We start from the raw sequence: 20,494 nt of genomic DNA on the forward strand, positions 1-20,494 counted from the left end.
AAAGACCAGCATGGACATTCAGATTCCGGGGTACGAGATCGAGCGCGAACTGGGCGATGGCGCGATGGCCGTCGTCTACCTGGCGACCCAGCGCTCGCTGGAACGCAAGGTGGCGCTGAAGGTGATGGCCGCTGCGCTGGCCAACGACGCCAGCTTCTGCGAGCGCTTCCTGCGCGAGGGCAAGACCCTGGCGCGGCTGTCGCACCCGCACACCGTGACCATCTACGACATCGGCAACGTCGGCAGCCTGTACTACATGGCCATGGAGTACCTGCCCAACGGCACCCTGAAGGAGCGTATCGCCGCCGGCCTGAGCCCCGAGCAGGGCCTGGTGTGGCTGCGCCAGATCGCCTCGGCGCTGGGCTACGCCCATGCCCAGGGCCTGGTGCACCGCGACGTCAAGCCGGCCAACATCCTGTTCCGCGCCGACGGCGGCGCGGTGCTCTCCGACTTCGGCATCGCCAAGGCGCTGGACGACCGTACCCAGTTCACCCAGGCCGGCTTCGCCGTCGGCACCCCCAGCTACATGAGCCCCGAGCAGGCCCGTGGCCAGGAGATCGACGGCCGCGCCGACCTCTACGCCCTGGGCGTGGTGCTCTACGAGATCCTCACCGGGCAGCTGCCCTACGTGGGCACCGATTCGCTGTCCACCGCCCTGGCGCACATCACCCAGCCGCTGCCGGAGCTGCCCATCACCCAGGGCCGCTACCAGGAGATCCTCACCCGGCTGCTGGCCAAGGACCCGAACGACCGCTACCCCGACGCCGCCGCGCTGATCGCCGCCCTCGACCGCCTGCCGGCCGCGCCCGTGGCGCCGGTGGCCGACGACAACGAAGCGACCCAGTTCCGCCCGCTGGACCTGCCCGGCACCTCCGCCAGTGCGGTGAACCCGCCGGCCGCCAGCGGCATGACCGGGCTGACCCCGGTCACCGTCTCCATTCCCGACGCCGCCACCCAGGTGCCGCCCGCACCGCCGGTGGCGGACAGCGGCGCCGGCCGCAAGCGCGAATCGGTGCTGGACACCGAGATGGTCGCCACGCAGAAGCCCGAAGGGCAGAGCCGCGCGCCGCTGATCGTCGCCGCCGGCCTGGCCGCCCTCGGTGTTGCCGCCCTGGGAGGCGGTGGCTACTGGTGGCTCAACCGCGGTGGCGAGAGCACGCCGCCGGTGGTGCAGGTGCGGGATGACAGCAACACGGCGCCGACCACCGGCACCCCGTCCACGCCCGATACCACCACGGCCACGGTAGCGACCCAGGCCACCCCGGCCTCCGACGTGCAGGGCGGCGACCGCCCGCTGCTGATGGCCGGCAAGAAGACCCTCTTCGAACGCGTGCTGAGCAAGCCCGGCGCACGCTTCGCCAGCCAGGCCGGTGGCCAGGGCGACGGCGAGGCGGTGCCGGCCTTCTCGGTGTTCTACGTGTATGCCCGCCAGGTGGTGAACGGCACTCCCTGGGTGGAAGTGGGCGCCTCCAGCGATGGCCACCGCGACGGCTGGCTGCCCCTGGACAAGGTCAGCGACTGGAAGCAGAGCCTGGTGCTGAAGTTCACCGAGCGCTCGGGCCGTTCGCCGGTGATGTTCCTGCGTGATGCCAATCAGGTGGAGCAGTTCCTCATGGACTCGGCCAAGGCCCGCAACGCGGTGCACCAGGCCCAGTTCGGCGACGCCACCGACCCCGAGCTGGTGGCCATCGAGCCGCCGGCCAGCGCCGTGCCCCAGGACCAGTTCTACCTGCTGCCGATCTTCGACGCGCGGGAGAGCTTCGACAGCAACGGCCAGCCGGTGCAGGTGCTCAACGTCGCCTCCATCGACCCGGGCGACACCCCGCGCAAGCAGGGGGACGGCAAGCCCGCCGCAGCGGCCTCGTCGGACGCCTTCCGCACCGGCATCGTGCTGGTGGTGGACACTTCCGTTTCCATGCAGCCCTACATCGACCGCGTGCGTGATGTGGTCCACCAGCTCCACGGCGAGATCGCCGCGCGGGGCGAGCTGGACAGCGTCAGCTTCGGCATGGTCGGGTTCCGCAACAACACCGACAAGACGCCGGGCCTGCAGTACACCGCCAAGACCCTGGTCAGCCTGGAGGAGGGCCGCGACCCGGCGCGCTTCCTGGAGCTGGCCCAGCAGGTCAAGGCCACCAACGTCTCCAGCCATGACTTCAACGAAGACGCCTTCGCCGGCGTGATGCAGGCCGTCGACGGCATGGACTGGAGCGGCTACGGCGGCCGCCTGATCCTGCTGGTCAGCGATGCCGGCGCGCTGCGCAAGAGCGACCCGCTGGGCCAGACCCACATGAACGAGGCCGAGGTGCGCGAAGCGGCGCTGCGCAAGCAGATCAAGATCTACGCCCTGCACCTGAAGACCGACGCCGGCAAGAAGAACCACAGCTTCGCCGAGCAGCAGTACCGCGTGCTCACCGCCGACGCCAACCCGCAGATCGGCGACCTGTACATCCCCGTGGGCGGCGGCGACGTGAAGAAGTTCGGCGAGAGCGTCAACGAGATCGCCAGCACCTTCGCCGACCTGGTGCACAAGGTGCGCAGCAACGCCGAGCTGGAGGCCCCCACCGGCGGCGCCAGCATCGCCGCCAAGACCGAGGCGGTGGGCTACGCCATGCACATGGACTTCCTCGGCCACCGCAACCAGGCCCGTGCCCCGCAGCTGGTCACCGCCTGGACCTCCGACCGCGACCTGACCAACCCGCAGCTGCCGGCCTTCCAGGTCTGTGCGCTGCTCACCAAGCTGCAGCTCAACGACCTGCAGCAGGCGCTCAAGGTGATCGTCGATGCCGCGCGCCGCACCCAGAGCTCGCCCAAGGACTTCTTCCAGGAAATCGCCAGCGCCAGCGCCTACATGAGCCGCGACCCGGCCAAGCTGACCCAGGGCGGCAACCTGGCCGAGAGCGGCCTGCTGGGCGAGTACCTGGACGGCCTGCCGTACCGCAGCAAGGCGCTGAACATGAGCCAGGACCTGTGGCTGTCGCTGTCGGTGGCCGAGCAGGAAGACTTCATCGACGAGCTGGAATCGAAGATCCGCCTCTACGAGACCTTCCACAACGACACCGCCAACTGGGTGCGCTTCGGCGACGCCGCCCCCGGTGACGCCCTCTACCGCGTGCCGCTGTCGACGCTGCCCTGATGCTGCGCATCCGCGACCTGCGCAAGACGCGCGGGCAGGGCAGCCAGCGCTACAGCCTGGAGATCCCCCGGCTGGATCTGCGCGGCGGCCAGCGCCTGGCCCTGGTCGGCCCCAGCGGCAGCGGCAAGAGCACTGTGCTCGACCTGCTGGCCCTGGTGCTGTCGCCGGACCCGGGCGCGCTGATGGAGTTCGACGACGCCGGCAGCCAGCACGACCTCGCCGCGCTCTGGCGTGACAGCCGGCAGGACGCCCTGGCGGCCCTGCGCGGTCGCGCCATCGGCTACGTGCTGCAGACCGGTGGGCTGCTCGGCTACCTCGACGTGGCCGGCAACATCGGCTTGCCCCGGCGTCTGCTGGGCCTGCCGGAGAACGGCAGCGTCGAGCGCCTGGCCAAGCAGCTGGAGATCGCCGACCAGCTGCACAAGCGCCCGGCGGCACTCTCCGTCGGCCAGCGCCAGCGGGTCGGCATCGCCCGTGCCCTGGCGCACCAGCCGCGCCTGCTGCTGGCCGACGAGCCCACCGCCTCGCTGGACCCGCTCAATGCCGAGCGGGTCATGCACCTGTTGGTGGAGCAGGCCGAGTACCGCGAGCTGTGCCTGGTGGTGGCCACCCACGACCACGCCCTGGCCGAACGCGCGGGGCTGGTGCCGCTGCCCATCGGCCTGCAGCGCGGCGCCGATGGCGGCGTCACCGCGACCCTGGCGGAGGCCCGCTGATGCGCGGCGCGCTGCTGGCCGGTCTGGCCTGGGACGACTACCGCGACGAGGCACGCCTGTCGCTGTGCGCGGTGCTGGCGCTGGTGGCTGTGGTGGCGCCCTTGCTGGTGCTGTTCGGCCTCAAGCACGGCCTGGTCAGCACCCTCACCGAGCGCCTGGAGCGTGACCCGGCCGTGCGCGAGGTGATCCCCCTTGGCGGTGCGCGGTTCAGCCTGGCGGGCATCGCCGAGCTGGCGGCCCGGCCCGACGTGGCCTTCGTGGTGCCCCGCACCCGGCAGATCGCCGCCACTGCCGACCTGTACGCCGACGACAGCGCACAGCCGCTCACCGTGGAGATGGTCCCCAGCGCCGAGGGCGACCCGCTGGTGAATGCCGCGCAATTGCCCGGCGCCGACGAGGTGGTGCTCAGCCAGCGCGCCGCCGAGCGCCTCGGGGTGCAGGCCGGTGCGCTGCTCACCGCCGCCTTCGGCCGCGCCAGCAACGGCCAGCCGGAATTCCAGCGCACGCGCCTGCGGGTCAAGGCGGTGCTGCCCCTGGAGGCCTACCCACGCCCGGCACTGTTCGCCCGGCTCGACCTGCTGGAAGCGGTGGAGGACTACCGCGACGGCCTGGCCGTGCCGCGCTTCGGCTGGCCGGGCGTCGAGGCCGGCGCCACGCGGGCGCGGGTCTACCCCGGCTTCCGCCTCTACGCCCGCGACCTGGATGCGGTGGAGCCGCTGCGGCTGTACTTCGCCGAGCGCGGCCTGGAGGTTTCCACCCAGGCCCAGGCCATCGCCCAGGTGCGCGCCCTGAGCCGCAACCTGACCCTGGTGTTCTGGGTCATCGCCGCGCTCGCCCTGGCCGGCGCCTTCGCCGCCATGGCGGCGAGTACCCTGGCGGCGGTGGAACGCAAGCGCCGCGACCTCTCGGTGCTGCGCCTGCTGGGCTTCCCGACCTTCGGCCTGGTGCTGTTCGTGGTGCTCCAGGCGCTCTATACGGGGCTGATCGCCCTGGTGCTCGCCGGCCTGCTGTACCTGGCGGCCGAGAGTGGCTTGAATCAGCTGTTCCAGTCGGCCGAGGGCGAACAGGCCTGCCGGCTGGAACTCTCCCATTACCTGCTGGCGCTGCTGGCGACCCTCGGCTGCAGCGCCCTGGCCGCTGCCACCGGTGGGTGGCGCGCGGCCCGCATCGAAGCCTCGGAAGGACTACGTGATGTCTAAGCTGCTGACAGTCGCATTTTCACTGTCCCTGGTCGCCGCCGTGGCCCAGGCCGACCCGGACCCGCTCTACAACCCCAAGCCGATGGACGACGACGTGCTGCTGCCGTTGCCCTGCGAGGGGCAGATGGCCTTCCGCTACGTCTACGTGCTGGCCAAGGGGGCGCTGGACGACCGCGAGGTGAGCCTCGGCTACCCCTTCAGCGAAGGCGAGACGGGCTACCAGCAGTCGTTCATCTCCGGCTACCGGCGCGACTACATCAACGGCCAGTTCACCCTCAACGACCTGCCCAAGCCCTGGCAGGCGAAGGTCGGCCCCGGCCTGCCCAAGCCGGAGAAGGGCACGCTGCTCAAGCCCATGCTGTATTTCGTCGGCAAGTACGAGGTGACCCAGCGCCAGTACGACCTGGTGATGGCCCAGGCGCCGTCCCTGGCCGGCCAGGGCGAGCCGCCGGCGTGCGAGCCGGCCCAGCCGGGCATGGCGGCGCGGCTGCCGAAGGTCAACCTGTCGCACTTCGACGCCGAGCGCTTCGCCGCCGTCTACAGCGCCTGGCTGCTGAAGAACCACCGCGACCTGCTGCCGGTCAGCGGCCGGGGCACCAAAGCGGAAGAGGGCGGCGTCGCCTTCGTGCGCCTGCCCACCGAAGTGGAATGGGAATATGCCGCCCGTGGCGCCCATGCCGTCAGCCGCCAGGAACTGGAAGCCCGGCTGTTCCCGCGCAAGCAGGAAGGTGCCGAGGGGGACGGCCCGCTGGCCGACTGGGCGGTGTTCAACCAGGTGGCCGGCGGTACCGGCCAGGCGGCGCGGCTGCTGCCGGTGGGCCTGAAGAAGCCCAACCCGATCGGCCTGTTCGATGTGATCGGCAACGCCGCGGAGATGGTCCAGGAGTCCTTCCAGCTGGTGCATGCGGGACGTCGCCAGGGAACCTACGGCGGCTTCGTGGTCAAAGGCGGCAACTACCTGGAAGGTGAAATGACGCTGTTCACCGGCATGCGCCGCGAGTACCCCCTGTTCGCCGCCGACGGCACCGAGCAGCGCAACGAGACCACGGGCTTTCGCGTGGCCATCGGCGCACTCTCGGCCCCGCGTTCGCGCTACAAGGAGCTGTTCGAGCAATGGAAGGCCGAAGGCCGCTCCTCGTCCCTCACCGACGAGATCAGCGAAGACCAGGACCCCACCCGACTGCTCGACAGCGTGATCGCCAGCAGCACCGACCCGGAGCTGCAGGGGCGCCTGGCGCTGGTCAACGAGGAGCTCAAGCGCAACATCTCGCTGATCGCGAAACAGCGCGAGGAGGCCGCGGGCAACCTGATACAGTCCGCCGCCCTGGTGGCCGAGACCATCAACAACTACAACATCCGCCTGACCAACCTGAAGAAGAGCCGCGACCAGGCCCAGGCGGCCAAGGACGAGAACGCCGCCAAGCTCTACGAGAGCGCGATGACCAACGGACGTACGGCGCTCGACGGCGCCCTGGCGATCTATATTGACAACCTGGCCACCGGCACCCGCTATACCGACGCGGTGATCCAGGCGCAGTTCCAGCGAACCAAGGAGGAACTCAACCGAAACCCGGTATTGGGCAAGAGCCTCGTGAACCGGGCCACGCTTTTCGTCAAGCATGTCGGCCAATATCGGCAACAGCGCAAGGCGGACAAGGACGTGATTCTGAAGGAACTGCTCGGACCCTGAGCGTCGGTCGGCAACGATCCGGTACCCAGGCAGGGCACAGGGATGAAGATCAGGCGGACGACCGTGCGTCCGCATGAACCAGGACAACTCATAGAACGAGAGCAATGACCATGGCTATGGCTACTCCACGCAACATTCCGGCTTTCTCTTCGGTGCGCACTGCGCTGATCACCGCCGTCACCTGCACCAGCGTCCTGCTCACCGGCTGTGCCGGCATGGGCTCGCCCAGCTCCAAGGTCGCCGCCACCACCAAGGCGGAGTACTACCCGCAGTGCTACCAGCCGGTGAGCCAGCTGCGCGCCTCCGACCAGGCTGTGACCCAGTCCGTGGCCACCGGTGCCATCGCCGGCGGCGTGCTTGGTGCCCTGGCCGGCGGCCTGTCCAGCGACGAGCACGCCGGTCGCAATGCCCTGATCGGTGCCGCCGGTGGCGCACTGGTGGGCGGTGCAGCCGGTTACTACACCGCGCGCCAGCAGCAGATCGCCGACGACAATGCGCGCATCGCCTCCTACGCCGCCGACATCGACAGCAGCAGCGGCGAACTGGACCGCAGCATCCGCTACGCCAGCGCGGCCCAGAGCTGCTACCAGCGCGAATTCAACAACCTGATGAGCGCCCGCAAGTCGAAGAGCATCAGCGACAGCGAAGGTCGCCTGCGCATGGCCGAGATCGTGGCCGGCCTGCAGGAAACCAACGCCCTGATGGCTGCCGTGGACGGCCGTGCCGGCGAGAACATCAACACCTACACCCAGGCCTACGAGCGTGACCTGCAGACCGTGGGCGTCGAGCGTCAGACCGTGACCCAGGTGGTCGCCGCCGAGAACCCGGTGAGCGTCGCCAGCCAGGGCGGCAAGGCCACCGGCACCAAGGCGTCCGGCAGCAAAACTTCCACCAGCAAGGCGTCCACCACCAAGACCGGCACCAAGGCGACCACCGCCGCTGCGAAGAAGGTGCCGAAGGAAGCCGTGGCCACCGAGCGCACCCTGCAGAAGGCCGAGGCCAAGCGTGCCGAAAGCCAGAAGGTCGCCAGCCAGGGCGCGACCATGGTCAGCGACGTGTGCAACAGCCCCGACATGGGTGACTGGGCGCCGGCCAGCTGCTCCAAGGCCTGAGTGTGAGTGGCGGGCCTTGGGTGGCCCGCCCTTTGGCCGCTGCCTGCGTGCAGGAGGTTTGCATGCAGGCAGCGGGATAGGCGGGTTGGGGTGAGTGTCAGGGTGTTTGTTGCGAGTGCTGCTTGAGAATCTCGTACAGCTCTTCTTTCAGTTTGAGTTTCTGTTTTTTCAGGTCTCTTACTTCGTTGCTGTAATCACTGGCATTGTGTTTTTCCAGTTTCGTTATCTCCTCATCCAACGCATTGTGCTGGTCGAACTTCTTCTGGAAGTGAGCATCGGTGTGTTTGAGTTTCGTGATCAGCGTTCTGTATTCGGGAAACATGGACGGCGAATCTCCTGGGTTCGTTTGAGGGCAGCTGTTACCACGCTATGCCTTCGCCACCGAGGATTTGCTGACCCTTGTCAACGTGCCCATTTCCAATGAGGCTGTATTCGTCACTCTTAGTGGGTTCTGCTCGGGTTGGTGCGGCTGTGCCGGTCCTGTAGGGTTGCGCACGGAGAATGGCTCCTCCTGAGTCCATCGCCTGATTTCTTTTGGTAAAGCCATGGCATTGCTCGACTTCCTCTTCAACCGCAAGCCCTCGCCGGATGCCTTCGCCGCGCTGTTCGAGTCCGCGGCCCGCAAGGCCGGCTTCAAGGGCGAGATGCACTACAGCCCCCGCGACTTCCGCCTCAACTACGGCGAGAGCGCCTTCTTCAACCTGCACAACGCCTACCGCGAGTACTGCAACGCTCGGGGGCCGGGCCGGCGCAATGCGCTGCAGGGCTACATCGCCGCCTTGTGCGACAACCAGCGTTCCCTGGTCATGCCGCTGGACGAGGCACGCCCGCTGCTGCTGCCGGTGGTGCGCAGCCTCGGCACCCTGGAAGAGGTGCGCCTGCACCACGTGCGCACCGACGGCCACGACAATGACTTCCACCCGGCCTACCTGCCCCTGGGCATGGACGCTGCCGTGCTGCTGGCCATCGACCACCCCGAGTCCACCGCCACCCTGGTGAAAGGGCCGGACCGCAGCTGGGACATCCGCCTGGAGGAGGGCATCGCCATCGCCCTCACCAACCTGCGCGACACCACCGCAGACAGCTTCATCCAGCCGGCACCGGGGGTCTTCCAGGGCGCCTGGGGCGACGGCTACGACACCAGCCGCATCCTCCTGCCCGACGTGCTCGAGCGGCTGCCGCTCAAGGGCCGCCCGGTGTTCATGATCCCCACCCGCGACGTGCTGCTGGTCACCGGCGACCGCGACGGGCATGGTCTGGCCAGCCTGGTGACGCTCAGCCTGGAGGCGATGGAGAAGGGCCGGATCCTCTCGGCGGGCCTGTACTGCTACGAAAACGCCAAGGTAGTGCCCCACAGCGTGCACAACCCATTGCTCCAGGCCAGCCTGGAGCGGCTGCGCAAGCTCTACACCAAGAGCGAGTACGACGCCCAGAAGCAGTCACTGGACCTGATCAACGAAGACAACGCCGTGGACATCTTCGTCGCCAGCTACCTGCTGTTCGCCAGCCAGCAGGACCCGGAGCAGTTGTTCTCCCTCAGCACCTGGACCCGTGGCGTCGACACGCTGCTCCCGGTCACCGAGCGCCTCATGCTGGTCCGCCCGGAAGGCGACACCGGCAACGCCCAGACCCGCATGGTCGCCTGGGACCAGGCCCTGGAACTCCTGGGCGAGTACCTGGAGCCCGTGCCCGGCTACTACCCACCGCGTTACCGCACCCTGGGCTTCCCCGAACCGAGCCGCGCCGAGCTGCTGGATGAGCTGAGCTGACCTACCATGCCAGCCAGGTTCCACCCGTCGCAGCCCAGGCAGCGACGGGGTCCCCAAACTAAAGATTGGCTTTACCTGAGAGGGATTTTTGCTCTTACTGAGCGCTGCGCCGGGCACTGCCTGGGCCGGCGCGGATGCCGGTTTTAGAGCGGTTTCGCCCACGTCCTGCGGGCGCGGCGCACAGTACGGAACGGCGGAAACATGGACATGTTGCACAACAATAACGAGCGGCTCATCCGCCTGCGGGACATCGACAAGCGTTACCACCACGCCGGCCAGGAGCTGAGCATCCTGCGCGGTGTCTCCCTTGAGGTGGCGCGTGGCGAGAGCTGCGCCATCCTCGGCAGCTCCGGGTCGGGCAAGAGCACCCTGCTCAACGTCCTCGGCCTGCTCGACCGGCCCAGCGCCGGCGACTACCACCTGGCCGGGCAGGACGTGCTGCGGGCCACGCCGGATCAGCTGGCGGCCCTGCGCAATCGCCTGATCGGCTTCGTCTTCCAGAGTTTCAACCTGCTGCCGCGCCTGAGCGCGCTGGACAACGTGGCGCTGCCCCTGGGCTACCGCGGCGTGCCCCTGGGCGAGTCCCGCGAGCGGGCGCGGGCGGTGCTGGAGCAGGTCGGCCTGGCCCAGCGCTCGGCCCATCGTCCGGCCGACCTGTCCGGCGGCCAGCGGCAGCGGGTGGCCATCGCCCGGGCGCTGGTGGGCGAGCCCTCGCTGATCCTGGCCGACGAGCCCACCGGCAACCTGGATACGGCCACCGCCGAGGACATCATGGCCCTGCTGCTCGCGCTCAACCGCGACCAGGGCGTGACCCTGGTGATCGTCACCCACGACCCCGGTATCGCCGAGCGCCTGGACCGCCAGGTGCGCGTGGTGCTGGGCCGCGTCAGCGAGGCGTTGCCGGCATGAGCGCCCACACCGGGTTTGCCTCGCCCTCCCTGGGCCAGTTGCTGCACGAGGCCATCGGCAGCCTGCGCAACCTGGGGCGGCGTTCGCTGCTGGCGCTGCTGGGCATCGTCATGGGCAGCTGCTCGGTGATCGCGCTGCTCAACATCGGCAGCAACGCGGCCGACCAGGCCATGAGCGTATTCAAGGAGATGGGCACCGAGACTGTGGTGGTGCAACTGCCCTCCGGTGCGCGGGGGCAGGACGGGCTGCCGCTGCGCCTCGACGTGGACGCCTTGCGCCAGGCGGTGCCCGAGGTCGCCACCGCCAGCCCGGTGGTGCTCTACAGCGCGCCGGTGGTGTTCCACGGGCGCAGCGCCAACCTCGCGCTGGTGGGGGCCGGCGATGCGCTGGCGGATACTGCCGGGCTGCGCCTGGCGGAAGGGCGCACCCTGTCCGCCTTCGACCGGCGCGAGGCCTTCGTGGTGGTCGGCAGCCGCGCCGCCCAGGTACTGGGGGAGCCGGATGACCCGCTGCGGGTCGGCGACTGGCTGCGCATCGGCCACTACCAGTTCCAGGTGATCGGCCGGCTGCGGGCCCAGGGGGAGGGCGGGATCATCCCCTTCACCAGCAACGATTCGCTGTTCCTCACCGAAAGCGGGATGGCCCGGGTGAATGCCGACCCGCGCCTCGGTGCACTGCTGGCCCGGGTGGCGCCCGGCCAGGCGGTGGCACCAGTGGGCGAGCGGGTAGCGGCCTGGGTCAACGACCGTATCGCCGGGGAGGAGAAAGGCGCCCTGCAGGTGGCTGAGCAGATGATCGAGGCCATGCAGCAGCAGACCCGCACCTTCACCTACCTGCTGGGCGGGCTGGGGGCGATCTCCCTGGCCGGCGGCGGGGTAGGGGTGATGAACGTGATGCTGATGAACGTCAGCGAGCGCCGCCGGGAGATCGGCGTACGCATGGCCCTGGGCGCGCGGCAGCGGGACATCCGCAACCTGTTCCTGCTGGAAGCGGTGACGCTGACCGCTGCCGGTGCACTCTCCGGTGCGCTGCTGGGCATCGCCGCCGCCTGGGGTTACGCCTGGCTATCCGGCTGGGCTTTCAGCTTGGCGGCCTCGGCGCTGCCGCTGGGGATGGGCAGCACGCTGCTGGTGGGGCTGTTCTTCGGCCTCTATCCGGCGGTGTCCGCTTCGCGCTTGCAGCCGGTCGAGGCCCTGCGCGATGCGTAAGGTCCTGCTGGCGTCGCTCCTGGCCATGGCGTTGCCTGCCTTGGGAGCGCCGTGGAGCGAGCGGCTCTCGCCCTCCGCACCGAGCATGGCGGGGGAGAGCCGCGGCGTACTGCTGAGCGAGCAGGAGGCCGACCTCAGCCTGCTGGATGCCGTGGCCCTGGGCCTGCGCAACAACCGCAGCATCCAGAGCAGCTACCTGCGGCGTATCGCGCAGAAGTTCGATTTGCGGGTAGCGGAGGATGCCTTCTCGCCCAAGCTCTACATCAGTGGCACCTACCGGGCCAACCGCAACCACCAGGACCGCTACCGCGACGGGCGCATCGGGCCCACCGCCGTGGTGCTCGGCGAGTACGGTACCCAGGTCGCCCTGAGCTGGAGCCATGGCTACAACGAGGCCGACGTGGCCGGGCGGCGGCGTAACGATGGCGTCGACCTGACGCTCATCCAGCCGCTGCTGCGCAACGCCGGGCGCGAGGTGAACCGGGCGCCGGTGCGCATCGCCCAGCTCGCCGAGCAGGCCAATCGACTGGCGCTGAAGTCCAGCGTCTCGCAGACCATCACCGCCATCATCAGCGCCTACCGCAACCTGCTGCGGGCCCAGGAGCAGCTACGCATCGCCCGTGCCGCGCTGGAGCGCACCCGCGAGCTGGTCAAGGTCAACCGCTCGATGATCGAGGCCGGGCGCATGGCCGAATTCGAGATCGTGCAGACCGAAGCCGACCTGGCGACCCAGGAGCTGGGTGTGGAGGAGGCCGCCAACCAGGTGGACACCTCGCGCCTGGAGCTGTTGCGCCTGCTGGCCCTGGACCTGTCCTCGCGCGTCCGCGCCAGCGACGAGCTGGGGGCCGAGCCCATGGAGGTGAACCGCGAACAGGCCCTGCGCCTGGCCGAGCAGCAGCAGCCGGATTACCTGCGCCAGCTGATCGCTCGCGAGCAGGCCGACCTCAACCTGGTGATCGCCGAGAACCAACGCTTGTGGGACGTGTCACTGGAAGTGGGGGGCAGTCAGCGCCAGGATCGCTACAGCTACCCCACCGCCAGCGGCTCCGACCGCTCCTGGGACAGCTACGCCGGCATCCGTGTGGACATCCCCATCGGCGACCTGTCGCGGCGCCAGGCGGAGGTGCAGGCGCGGGTCAACGTCGAGGACCAGGCCCTGCAGGTGGCCGATGCGCGGCAACTGCTGGAGCGCAACGTCACCGATGTGGTGCGCGACGTGGGCACCCGCTGGCGCCAGCTGGAGATCGCCAACCGCGCCCTGGCCCTGTCCCAGCGCAAGCTGGAGATCGAGCGGGAGAAGCTGGCGGCCGGGCGGTCCAGCAACTTCCAGGTGCTCAGTTTCGAGAACGACCTGCGCAATGCGGAAAATGCCCGCCTCAGCGCGATGCTGGCCTACCTGGAGGCGCAGACGCGCCTGGACCTGACCCTGGGCCTCACACTCGACCGATGGGACATTTCGCTCAATGACTACTGACCGTCGCGCCCTCATCCGCCGTGGGCTGTTCCTGATCCTGCCGCTGCTGCTGGTGGCCGGCCTGGCCTGGGGCCTGCGTGACGCCCCGGCGCGGGAGCCGGCAGGGCGCCAATGGGTAACGGTGCAGCCCGAGCCGCTGGAGCAGAGCGTGGGCCTGGTGGGGCGCATCGAGGCTGAGCGTACCCGGGTGCTGACTGCGCCCTTCGCCGGGCGGGTGTCCGAGCTGCCCGTGGCGCTCGGACAGCGGGTGAAGAGCGGCCAGTTGCTGCTGCGCATGGACACCGGCGAGACCGAGGTGCAGCAGCGCGAGGCCCTGGCCAGCCTGCTGCGTGCCCGGCGCACCCTGCAGGAGCTGGAGGACTGGGACAGCGGCGAGGAGATGACCCGCGCCCGGCGCACCCTGCGCAGTGCCGAACTGGCCCTGGCCAGCAGCGAGAAGAAGCTGGCCCAGACCCGCGCCCTCTATGAGCGCGGCATCATCCCGCGCAACGAGCTGGAAGACCTGGAGCAGCAGGCCCGCCTCCAGCGGCTCGACCGTGAGGCCGCCGAGCGCGACCTGGCCCGCTCGCGCAACCGGGGCAGCGGTGAGTACCTGCAGATCGCCCGGATGGAGCTGACCAACGCTGAAGCGCGCTACGGGGCCTTGCAGGCCTTGCTGGAAGCCCGGGAAGTACGCGCACCCTTCGCCGGCATCCTGGTCGCGCCGCCGGGCAGCGGCACGCCCGAGGATGCCACCCGAGGTCCGGTCCAGGCCGGTGCCACGGTGACCCAGGGGGCGCCGCTGTTCGGCGTGGCCGGCATCGAGCGGCTGCGCATCGTCGCGCGGGTCTCGGAGCTGGACGTGAACCAGCTGCGGGAAGGCCTGCCGGTGCGGGTGGAGGGCGACGGCTTCGAGGGCGAGGCGCTGCAGGGCACGGTCAGCGTGGTCGGTGGGCAGGCCCTGGCGGGAAACGGGCAGGGCGGGGCCCAGTTCGAGGTGGTGGTGGCCGTCGCCGATCTCGACGAGGACCAACTGGCACGCGTGCGCCTGGGCATGAGTGCGCGCTTGTCGATCCAGGTCTACAGCAACCCGTCGGCCCTGGTGCTGCCGCCCCGTGCCCTGCGCAACGAGGACGGGCGCTGGTGGGTGGACTACCGTGCCACCCCCGAGGCTGCCGTACAGCGCCTGCAGGTGCGCCCTGGGCGGGCCACCCGCGGCGGCATCGAAGTCTTCGACCTGCAACCCGGCCAGGTGGCGCTGGACGGCTGAGCCACAGCTGTCCGTAGCTGCCCCGTAGCCCGGGCTTCAGCTCGGGACATCGCGCCGCCCCTCCAACGTTCGGCTCAAACCGCGGCCTGTATCGCACCCCCTGCAGCTCAGCAGACGAGAAAGATCGCCCAATAAAGGCGGCATAAGCCCACTTTTACCTTCCTGTTCCCGCCCGTCTCGCTGCCAATCCCCTCTCGACGCATTGCCAATCCGCCGTCAGGGCCCATCTTCCAACCGCCCGGTCGTGCGCCATTCTGGTGCGGTGTCCCCAATGGAAACACGCCCCCAGCCCAGACCTGACGGGGCGGTCAGCGCGTGCTCGGGAGAAAGTGTGTAGGAAGTTCCCGTTAGCACCGCTTCGCTGGGGCGCTCTAGGTCGAGGGGGACCCATCTTTTGCTAGGTATGAATCGCAGTTCACCAACCTAATCTCAGTTCCGGCGCAACGACCTGGCAATGCCCCACACGAGTTGGGGTGTAACGCCTACGGAAAGACGCCAACAGCAACGAACCCTGGCGAATCGGTAACCACGATCGCTACGCATTGGAACGCAGCAGGGAGGTGGCAACGGATGCTCCACGTCTTCGCCCACTTGGGCCACGCACCTATCACCCGCCGGGAATCTGCCGCCCGGCTCTTTCGCGATGAAGTCTGGGCAACTGCCGGCGTCGTCGTGCTCGCACCGCCTGCGAGGCGGTATCGGCAGCACCCTGTCCAGGGCCTCGGGGCCCGGATCAATCGACAGCAGTGAACGATGGGCCGCTCGATTTCGGGCGGCACGGTCAGCGCCTCGCCGGGGCGTGTGAAGGACGACAAGCGCAGCCAGGGATCGCTGCATTCTCGAGAGCCGACCTTCGCATTCACCGACGGGCCTGTGGAGCCTGGAGCGGGCAGTGTGCCGCCGTGATGGACCCGAATACCCAGCCAGCCGCTGCGGGTCGATCACGGAAGGGTTCGCACCAGGTTTGAAAAGCGGTCATGGGATCAACAGGAAGGTCTGAGTGGTTCATTCCCAGGTGACCAAAACAACCATGCTTTGCTTATCAACCAAGGAACGAAAAACAATGAAAATGTCCAAAATCTCCGTTGCTACCGCTGCCCTGGCCCTCTGCATGGGCGCTTCCTCCGCCATGGCGGTGACCATCACCCCGACCAACACTGCCTTCTCTGCCAAGGGTGTTTCGGTGGTGAAACCGGGCTTCTTCAGCCCGGTCACCTGCAACGTGGAATTCATCGGTACGACCAACAACAACAACACCGCCACCATCAACAGCGTGAACATCACCGGCGGTGGTTTCTGCGGCGCTGCTAGTGCGTCGGGCCTGCCCTGGACCCTGACTGCCACCAGCACCACCACTGGCACCGTCAGCGGCGTCAAGTTCACCGTGGCTGGGATCAACTGCAGCTCCTCGCCGGTGACCGTGAGCGGGGCCTGGAGCAACGCAGCCAACACCCTGACCCTGACCCCGAACCAGCCGGTCGGCACCTGCACCATCCAGAGCCTGTCGGTGAGCCCGAATCCGGCCTTCACCGTGCTGCCCTGATGGCGCCGGCCCTTCCCCTGGCGGGAAGGGCCGTTTCCAGCGATCCAACCCCATAACAATTGCGCGTACCCCGTACGCCCCGAGGCGAGTGCCCCGAACGAACGCCGGCCGATGAGCGGTTGTACGTCGAATGACTCGGAAGTCCGCCATCGGATGCACCAGCGCACAACAATAAGAACCCAGGAGTTGTCATGAAGCCGTTTGTCCCGTCATCCCAGCGTAACCCCCCCGTCCTGCGCCGCTCGCTGCTCAGCCTCGCCGTGGTCGGTGCCCTGCTCGGCGTCCAGCAGGCCGAGGCCGGTGCCTTCGCCGTGCCCACCTACGGCACTCCCGGTTGGGGCCGTGCCTTCGCCGGTGGCTCCCTGTGGCACAACGATCCTGCCGCTGCCTACAACAACCCGGCGGCCATGGCCTTTATTGATCGTCCAGTTGGGCAAGTGTCGGCGATCTACGCCGACATTGACCTGAAGTACAAAGGGCAAGCCTATGACAACCAGAATCAGCCTCGTGTCGATATTACTGACCCCGTGGCAGGTACCACCCAAGAACTGGGTGATGGCGGCAATGGAGGCTTCAGCAAATGGCTACCCACTCAGTTCCTGGTGATTCCTCTGGGTGACCGCTTTGCCTTCGGCCTGAGCCAAGTGGCCCCTATGGGTATGCGCAGCACCTGGGACAAGAATTTCAAGGGCAAGGACTTTGCCATGGATACCAAGATCGAGACTGCCGCCTTGGCGGGCTCGCTCTCTTTCAAGATTGATGATCAGTGGGCCATCGGCGGTGGGGTGGTGGTCCAGCGGACCCAAGGCTTCGTCAGCCAAAACATCGACCTATACGCTGCTGCGGGTAGTCAAGCCGGGCTGACCAAGGCGCAGATGCGTGTCAAGGTCGATAACGTCTCGCCTGGCTGGTTCGCCAGTGTTGCCTGGAAACCAACAGTTCATGACACCCTTGGTCTTGCGTACCACGCCCGAATCAAGAATGAGTTAGACGGTAAATACAACTGGCACTTCAACGATGCTCCAGGCTTGGGAGGGTTCGATTCTCCTTCATTGATCGACAGTGGCGTCATCAGTTTTATCTACCCCGGACTGGACCTGAAAAGCGCCGGCGACCACGCCGAGTCCCGCATGGACATCCCGGCCATGGCGGTCCTCGACTGGGTCCATGACTTCAATGACAGCTTCAGCCTGGGCGCCAGCGTCACCTGGACCCAGTGGTCGTCGTTCGAGTCCCTCAAGCTCAAGTCCCACGGCAACCTGATCGTCGACATTCCCTACAACTACAAGGACACCTGGATGTACTCGCTGGGCGGTGACTACCGCTTCAACGACCAGTTGACCCTGCGGGCGGGCGTGGCGCTGGACCAGACGCCGACCCGCAACTCCACCCGCGATGCGCGCATCCCGGATGGCGACCGGACCTTCGTGTCCCTCGGCGGCAGCTACCGCTTCGGCTTCGACCCGAACCTCAGCGTGGACATGGCGTACTCCCGCCAGTTCGTCGACGAGGGCCGGCTGCGCACCGTCAACCAGCCGCGCCTCGGTGGCGGCCGCATGGACGGCAAGGTCGACGCCAAGGGCCAGGTCTTCAGCGTTTCGGCCACCTACCTGTTCTAAGTCGCGGTCCCCCCGCGTCATACCCCTCACGGCCCGGTTCCCGGGGCATCGGGCCGATCCGGAACAGTAAGTGGACGTTTGGGCAGGCCGATCACCCGTGTCCTCACCACGGGTGGGCCTGCCTTTTTTACGTTCCGGGCTTCCCACGCTGCAGCCGAAACCCGGCGGGGACGGACCCTCGCCCTCAGGGGCGCTGCGGATGCACCGACTGGCCAAACTGATTGCCCATGCGCACCGACGTCGCCGCTGGCGTGGCCAGGCCCATCTGGCCGGGCGCGCTGCGCTCCAGGGGTGAGCGCTGCATCGCGGCATTGCGCCGGGCGGCTTCTTCGCCCTCAGGGTTGGCCAACCTTTCGGTCAGGCATTCGTAGGACAGCGCCTTGTAGCCGTTGACTTCCACGTCCACGCAGCCGCCGTTGCGCGGGGCGTCGTCAGCCAGGGCCGGGCCGGCGACCAGCAGGGCCAGGGTGCAGAACAGGGTACGCATGTGAACCTCCGGGAAAGGGGCATGGCAGCGACTCTACGCAAATCCCCGGGCCGCGCCAGCGATGGTTTTCTTGCAGGCTCCATCACACAAATGACATGAACGGCCGTCAGCATGACCCGCTAATCGGGACGACAGTGCCCGGCTGTTCAGCGTGGGTCGTTCACCCTATGTCTAACCGGGTCATGGCCGGGTTTTGCCTGCTGGCGGCGTGCTGGATGCTGGTGGCCAGCACCCTGTGCCGGGCCGAGGCGCCGGAGCGCCAGGTGGACTTCGACATTCCGGCCCAGCCGTTGGCGGCGGCGCTGGATCGCTACGGCACCGCCACCGGCCTGGCCGTGCTGGTGGACCGGGAGCTGACACGGGGGCGTCGTTCGGCGCCGCTGAGGGGGCGCTATGGCCTTCGCCAGGGATTGGAGCGGCTGCTGGCCGGCACCGGGCTGATGGCACTGCACGCTGGGAACGAAGGGTTCACCCTGGCACCGGCCCGCCTGGCGTCGACGGCTGCGTCACGCACGGCCCAGCCCCCGCGCGGCGTGGGCAGCTTCGCCCGGGTGCTGCAGACGGCCCTGGGCCGGGCGCTGTGCACCGAGCCGCTGACCCGGCCCGGCCACTACCGCGCTGCGCTGCAGCTGTGGATCGGACGGGGCGGGCGGGTCGAGCACAGCCGCCTGCTGGCCAGCACCGGTGACCTGATGCGTGATGCGGCGCTGGTGGAGCGCCTGAGGGACATGAGGACAGACAGGGCGCCGCCCTCGTCGCTGCCGCAGCCGATCACGGTGCTGGTGGTGCCGGAGTCGGCCGCCGGCATGGAGTGCGAAACGTGGATGAACGCGGCGGGAACATGAACGACAAGGCCCCCGGCCGGCTGCTGCGGGTCTTCCTGGCCTCGTACGAGCAGTTCCGGGTGCGCCTGCGTCGCCGCCTGGGGTCCGACGACCTGGCTGGCGACGTGCTCCACGAGACCTACCTGCGGGTCGGGCGCATGGACGAGCCCGAGGACCTGCAGCGCCCCGACGCCTACCTCTACCGCATGGCGCTCAACGTGGCGGCCGACCGCCGCGCCCAGGACGCGCGGCTGCTGACCGGTGCCGAGGTGCAGGTGCTGCTGGAAAGCGTCGAAGAGCCCCGCGACCCGGCAGCGATCGTCGGCGGCCAGGTGGAAATCCTCGCCCTGGTCGAGGCGCTGGCCGAACTCAGCCCGCGCCGCCGGCAGATCCTGGTGGCTTCGCGCATGGAGGAGGTCCCGCACCAGGAACTGGCCCGGCGCTTCAACATCTCCACCCGCACGGTGGAGAAGGAACTGAAGGCCGCCCTGGCGCATTGCGCTGGTCGGCTGGAAAGAAAAGTGGTGCAGCGGTTCGGTCCCGGCGCCGGAAAACAGTCCTAGGAACAGGCACGCGCCGAATCGATTACCCAACCCGAGTCCCCGCGCTTGAACGACGACCTCCAGCCCCTGACCGACCCCGACGGCCGCCACCCCCTGCGGGACGAGGCCCATGCCTGGTTGCTGCGCCTCACCTCGGGCGAAGCCACCGGGCGGGATGCCGAGGCCTTTCGCCAGTGGTGCGCGCGTAGCACCGCTCATGCAGCTGCGTTCCGCCAGGTCCATGGCCTGTGGCAGGCCCTGGGGCCGGCGGTCGAACGCCTGGCCTTGCCAGCCGCGCCGGTGATTCCGCTGCCATCCCGTCGCATTGGTCGACGCGCCTTCCTCGGAGGCGCCATCGCGGCCTCGGTGGCGCTGGTCATGCTGCGGCCTGCCTTGCACGACCGGGGTGACTACAGCACCGCCGTGGGTGAGCAGCGCCGCATCGAAGCGGGCGAGGGGCTGGTGCTGGAACTGAACACCGACACCCGCATCAAGCGGCAGGCGACGGGGGCCGGCCGGGTGAACCTGGAAGTGCTCGAAGGCGAAGTGGACGTACTGGCCCGCGTGCCGGTGCGGATCCTCGCTGCCGGCGGCACGGTGGACGCCCAGGGCGCGCGCTTCAACCTGCGTGCGCGGGAAGGGCAGGTGTGCGTCACCTGCCTGGCAGGCAACCTCTCACTGGTGCTGCAGGGCCATGCCCTGGTGCTCCCGGCGGGGCGCCAGCTGCGTTATGACCCGCAGCAGCGGGGCGAGCCGCAGCCCTTCGACGCGGAGCAGGTCACCGCCTGGCGACGGCAGATGCTGGTGTTCGACGACACCCCGCTGGCGGAGGTGATCGACGAGATCAACCGCTACCGGCCCGGGATGATCCTGCTGCTCAATGCCCAGCTCGGCCAGCGCCGGGTGCAGGCCCGCTTCCGCCTCGATCAGTTGGCCCAGGTGGCGGGGTTGATCCGCGATGCCTACGGCGCCCGGGTGGCCGAGCTGCCGGGTGGTGTGTTGCTGGTCGGCTAGCGC

17 protein-coding genes are annotated in these 20,494 nt (G+C 68.6%); 15 read left to right on the top strand and 2 right to left on the bottom strand.

Going from position 1 to position 20,494, the window contains the following annotated elements:
• The first annotated feature begins 10 nt into the window (after nucleotides 1–10).
• The 5 genes from FBY21_RS04275 to tagQ all read left to right on the top strand — a co-directional run bounded on the left by FBY21_RS04275 (nucleotide 11) and on the right by tagQ (nucleotide 7,853).
• Complete coding sequence (locus FBY21_RS04275; protein ID WP_142008874.1) at nucleotides 11–3,136, top strand: serine/threonine-protein kinase; 3,126 nt, start codon at nucleotides 11–13, stop codon at nucleotides 3,134–3,136.
• Nucleotides 3,136–3,852, top strand: coding sequence for an ABC transporter ATP-binding protein (locus FBY21_RS04280; protein WP_142008876.1), 717 nt, complete (start codon nucleotides 3,136–3,138; stop codon nucleotides 3,850–3,852). The genes FBY21_RS04275 and FBY21_RS04280 overlap by 1 nt, the downstream gene beginning before the upstream one ends.
• Nucleotides 3,852–5,051, top strand: a complete 1,200-nt coding sequence (locus FBY21_RS04285) for an ABC transporter permease (protein ID WP_044407489.1) — start codon at nucleotides 3,852–3,854, stop codon at nucleotides 5,049–5,051. Before FBY21_RS04280 ends, FBY21_RS04285 begins: the two co-directional genes overlap by 1 nt.
• Nucleotides 5,044–6,741, top strand: coding sequence for a formylglycine-generating enzyme family protein (locus FBY21_RS04290; protein ID WP_142008878.1), 1,698 nt, complete (start codon nucleotides 5,044–5,046; stop codon nucleotides 6,739–6,741). Before FBY21_RS04285 ends, FBY21_RS04290 begins: the two co-directional genes overlap by 8 nt.
• Nucleotides 6,742–6,857: 116 nt before the next feature.
• On the top strand, nucleotides 6,858–7,853 hold the full coding sequence (tagQ, locus tag FBY21_RS04295; RefSeq protein ID WP_236214535.1) for a type VI secretion system-associated lipoprotein TagQ: 996 nt from the start codon (nucleotides 6,858–6,860) through the stop codon (nucleotides 7,851–7,853).
• Between the two features lie 97 nt (nucleotides 7,854–7,950).
• Here the strand turns inward: tagQ and FBY21_RS04300 are convergent, their stop codons facing one another.
• Entirely contained in the window at nucleotides 7,951–8,175 is a 225-nt protein-coding gene (locus tag FBY21_RS04300) for a YdcH family protein (RefSeq protein ID WP_044407480.1), read from the bottom strand.
• A 223-nt stretch (nucleotides 8,176–8,398) separates the two neighbouring features.
• On the opposite strand from FBY21_RS04300, the gene FBY21_RS04305 reads away from it, so the two are divergent.
• From FBY21_RS04305 to FBY21_RS04335, 7 genes are all read left to right on the top strand, one after another.
• On the top strand, nucleotides 8,399–9,622 hold the full coding sequence (locus FBY21_RS04305) for a hypothetical protein (RefSeq protein ID WP_142008885.1): 1,224 nt from the start codon (nucleotides 8,399–8,401) through the stop codon (nucleotides 9,620–9,622).
• A 207-nt stretch (nucleotides 9,623–9,829) separates the two neighbouring features.
• Nucleotides 9,830–10,531: an ABC transporter ATP-binding protein gene (locus FBY21_RS04310; protein ID WP_142008887.1), complete on the top strand. Its 702-nt coding sequence runs from the start codon at nucleotides 9,830–9,832 to the stop codon at nucleotides 10,529–10,531.
• Complete coding sequence (locus FBY21_RS04315) at nucleotides 10,528–11,739, top strand: ABC transporter permease (protein ID WP_142008889.1); 1,212 nt, start codon at nucleotides 10,528–10,530, stop codon at nucleotides 11,737–11,739. Before FBY21_RS04310 ends, FBY21_RS04315 begins: the two co-directional genes overlap by 4 nt.
• Entirely contained in the window at nucleotides 11,732–13,213 is a 1,482-nt protein-coding gene (locus tag FBY21_RS04320; RefSeq protein ID WP_142008892.1) for a TolC family protein, read from the top strand. The genes FBY21_RS04315 and FBY21_RS04320 overlap by 8 nt, the downstream gene beginning before the upstream one ends.
• The gene (locus FBY21_RS04325) at nucleotides 13,203–14,462 is read left to right on the top strand and encodes an efflux RND transporter periplasmic adaptor subunit (RefSeq protein WP_142008894.1); all 1,260 of its coding nucleotides are present in this window, start codon (nucleotides 13,203–13,205) and stop codon (nucleotides 14,460–14,462) included. The genes FBY21_RS04320 and FBY21_RS04325 overlap by 11 nt, the downstream gene beginning before the upstream one ends.
• A gap of 1,063 nt (nucleotides 14,463–15,525) precedes the next feature.
• Entirely contained in the window at nucleotides 15,526–16,005 is a 480-nt protein-coding gene (gene praB, locus FBY21_RS04330; protein WP_142008896.1) for an alkane oxidation protein activator PraB, read from the top strand.
• A 191-nt stretch (nucleotides 16,006–16,196) separates the two neighbouring features.
• On the top strand, nucleotides 16,197–17,624 hold the full coding sequence (locus FBY21_RS04335) for an outer membrane protein transport protein (RefSeq protein WP_142008898.1): 1,428 nt from the start codon (nucleotides 16,197–16,199) through the stop codon (nucleotides 17,622–17,624).
• Nucleotides 17,625–17,808: 184 nt separating this feature from the next.
• Here the strand turns inward: FBY21_RS04335 and FBY21_RS04340 are convergent, their stop codons facing one another.
• Nucleotides 17,809–18,111: a hypothetical protein gene (locus FBY21_RS04340; protein WP_142008900.1), complete on the bottom strand. Its 303-nt coding sequence runs from the start codon at nucleotides 18,109–18,111 to the stop codon at nucleotides 17,809–17,811.
• 182 nt (nucleotides 18,112–18,293) lie between these two features.
• Here FBY21_RS04340 and FBY21_RS04345 point away from each other — a divergent pair, with 182 nt between their 5' ends.
• The 3 genes from FBY21_RS04345 to FBY21_RS04355 are packed head-to-tail and all read left to right on the top strand — an operon-like array spanning nucleotide 18,294 to nucleotide 20,491.
• Nucleotides 18,294–18,956, top strand: a complete 663-nt coding sequence (locus tag FBY21_RS04345) for a TonB-dependent outer membrane receptor (protein WP_253543638.1) — start codon at nucleotides 18,294–18,296, stop codon at nucleotides 18,954–18,956.
• Nucleotides 18,953–19,498 (top strand): RNA polymerase sigma factor, encoded by a 546-nt coding sequence (locus FBY21_RS04350; RefSeq protein ID WP_142008902.1) that lies wholly within the window; start codon nucleotides 18,953–18,955, stop codon nucleotides 19,496–19,498. The genes FBY21_RS04345 and FBY21_RS04350 overlap by 4 nt, the downstream gene beginning before the upstream one ends.
• Before the next feature lie 45 nt (nucleotides 19,499–19,543).
• Nucleotides 19,544–20,491, top strand: a complete 948-nt coding sequence (locus FBY21_RS04355; protein ID WP_253543640.1) for a FecR family protein — start codon at nucleotides 19,544–19,546, stop codon at nucleotides 20,489–20,491.
• The last annotated feature ends 3 nt before the right edge of the window (nucleotides 20,492–20,494 follow it).

It is taken from the genome of Pseudomonas sp. SLBN-26 (genome assembly GCF_006715895.1).
In the GTDB taxonomy this organism is placed as follows: domain Bacteria; phylum Pseudomonadota; class Gammaproteobacteria; order Pseudomonadales; family Pseudomonadaceae; genus Metapseudomonas; species Metapseudomonas otitidis.

What these genes read in the sequence shown, in the direction of transcription:
- FBY21_RS04275 (WP_142008874.1), top strand. Translation starts at nt 11, where the DNA reads ATGGACATTCAGATTCCGGGGTACGAGATCGAGCGCGAACTGGGCGAT.
- FBY21_RS04280 (WP_142008876.1), top strand. Translation starts at nt 3,136, where the DNA reads ATGCTGCGCATCCGCGACCTGCGCAAGACGCGCGGGCAGGGCAGCCAG.
- FBY21_RS04285 (WP_044407489.1), top strand. Translation starts at nt 3,852, where the DNA reads ATGCGCGGCGCGCTGCTGGCCGGTCTGGCCTGGGACGACTACCGCGAC.
- FBY21_RS04290 (WP_142008878.1), top strand. Translation starts at nt 5,044, where the DNA reads ATGTCTAAGCTGCTGACAGTCGCATTTTCACTGTCCCTGGTCGCCGCC.
- tagQ (WP_236214535.1), top strand. Translation starts at nt 6,858, where the DNA reads ATGGCTACTCCACGCAACATTCCGGCTTTCTCTTCGGTGCGCACTGCG.
- FBY21_RS04300 (WP_044407480.1), bottom strand. Translation starts at nt 8,175, where the DNA reads ATGTTTCCCGAATACAGAACGCTGATCACGAAACTCAAACACACCGAT.
- FBY21_RS04305 (WP_142008885.1), top strand. Translation starts at nt 8,399, where the DNA reads ATGGCATTGCTCGACTTCCTCTTCAACCGCAAGCCCTCGCCGGATGCC.
- FBY21_RS04310 (WP_142008887.1), top strand. Translation starts at nt 9,830, where the DNA reads ATGTTGCACAACAATAACGAGCGGCTCATCCGCCTGCGGGACATCGAC.
- FBY21_RS04315 (WP_142008889.1), top strand. Translation starts at nt 10,528, where the DNA reads ATGAGCGCCCACACCGGGTTTGCCTCGCCCTCCCTGGGCCAGTTGCTG.
- FBY21_RS04320 (WP_142008892.1), top strand. Translation starts at nt 11,732, where the DNA reads ATGCGTAAGGTCCTGCTGGCGTCGCTCCTGGCCATGGCGTTGCCTGCC.
- FBY21_RS04325 (WP_142008894.1), top strand. Translation starts at nt 13,203, where the DNA reads ATGACTACTGACCGTCGCGCCCTCATCCGCCGTGGGCTGTTCCTGATC.
- praB (WP_142008896.1), top strand. Translation starts at nt 15,526, where the DNA reads ATGAAAATGTCCAAAATCTCCGTTGCTACCGCTGCCCTGGCCCTCTGC.
- FBY21_RS04335 (WP_142008898.1), top strand. Translation starts at nt 16,197, where the DNA reads ATGAAGCCGTTTGTCCCGTCATCCCAGCGTAACCCCCCCGTCCTGCGC.
- FBY21_RS04340 (WP_142008900.1), bottom strand. Translation starts at nt 18,111, where the DNA reads ATGCGTACCCTGTTCTGCACCCTGGCCCTGCTGGTCGCCGGCCCGGCC.
- FBY21_RS04345 (WP_253543638.1), top strand. Translation starts at nt 18,294, where the DNA reads ATGGCCGGGTTTTGCCTGCTGGCGGCGTGCTGGATGCTGGTGGCCAGC.
- FBY21_RS04350 (WP_142008902.1), top strand. Translation starts at nt 18,953, where the DNA reads ATGAACGACAAGGCCCCCGGCCGGCTGCTGCGGGTCTTCCTGGCCTCG.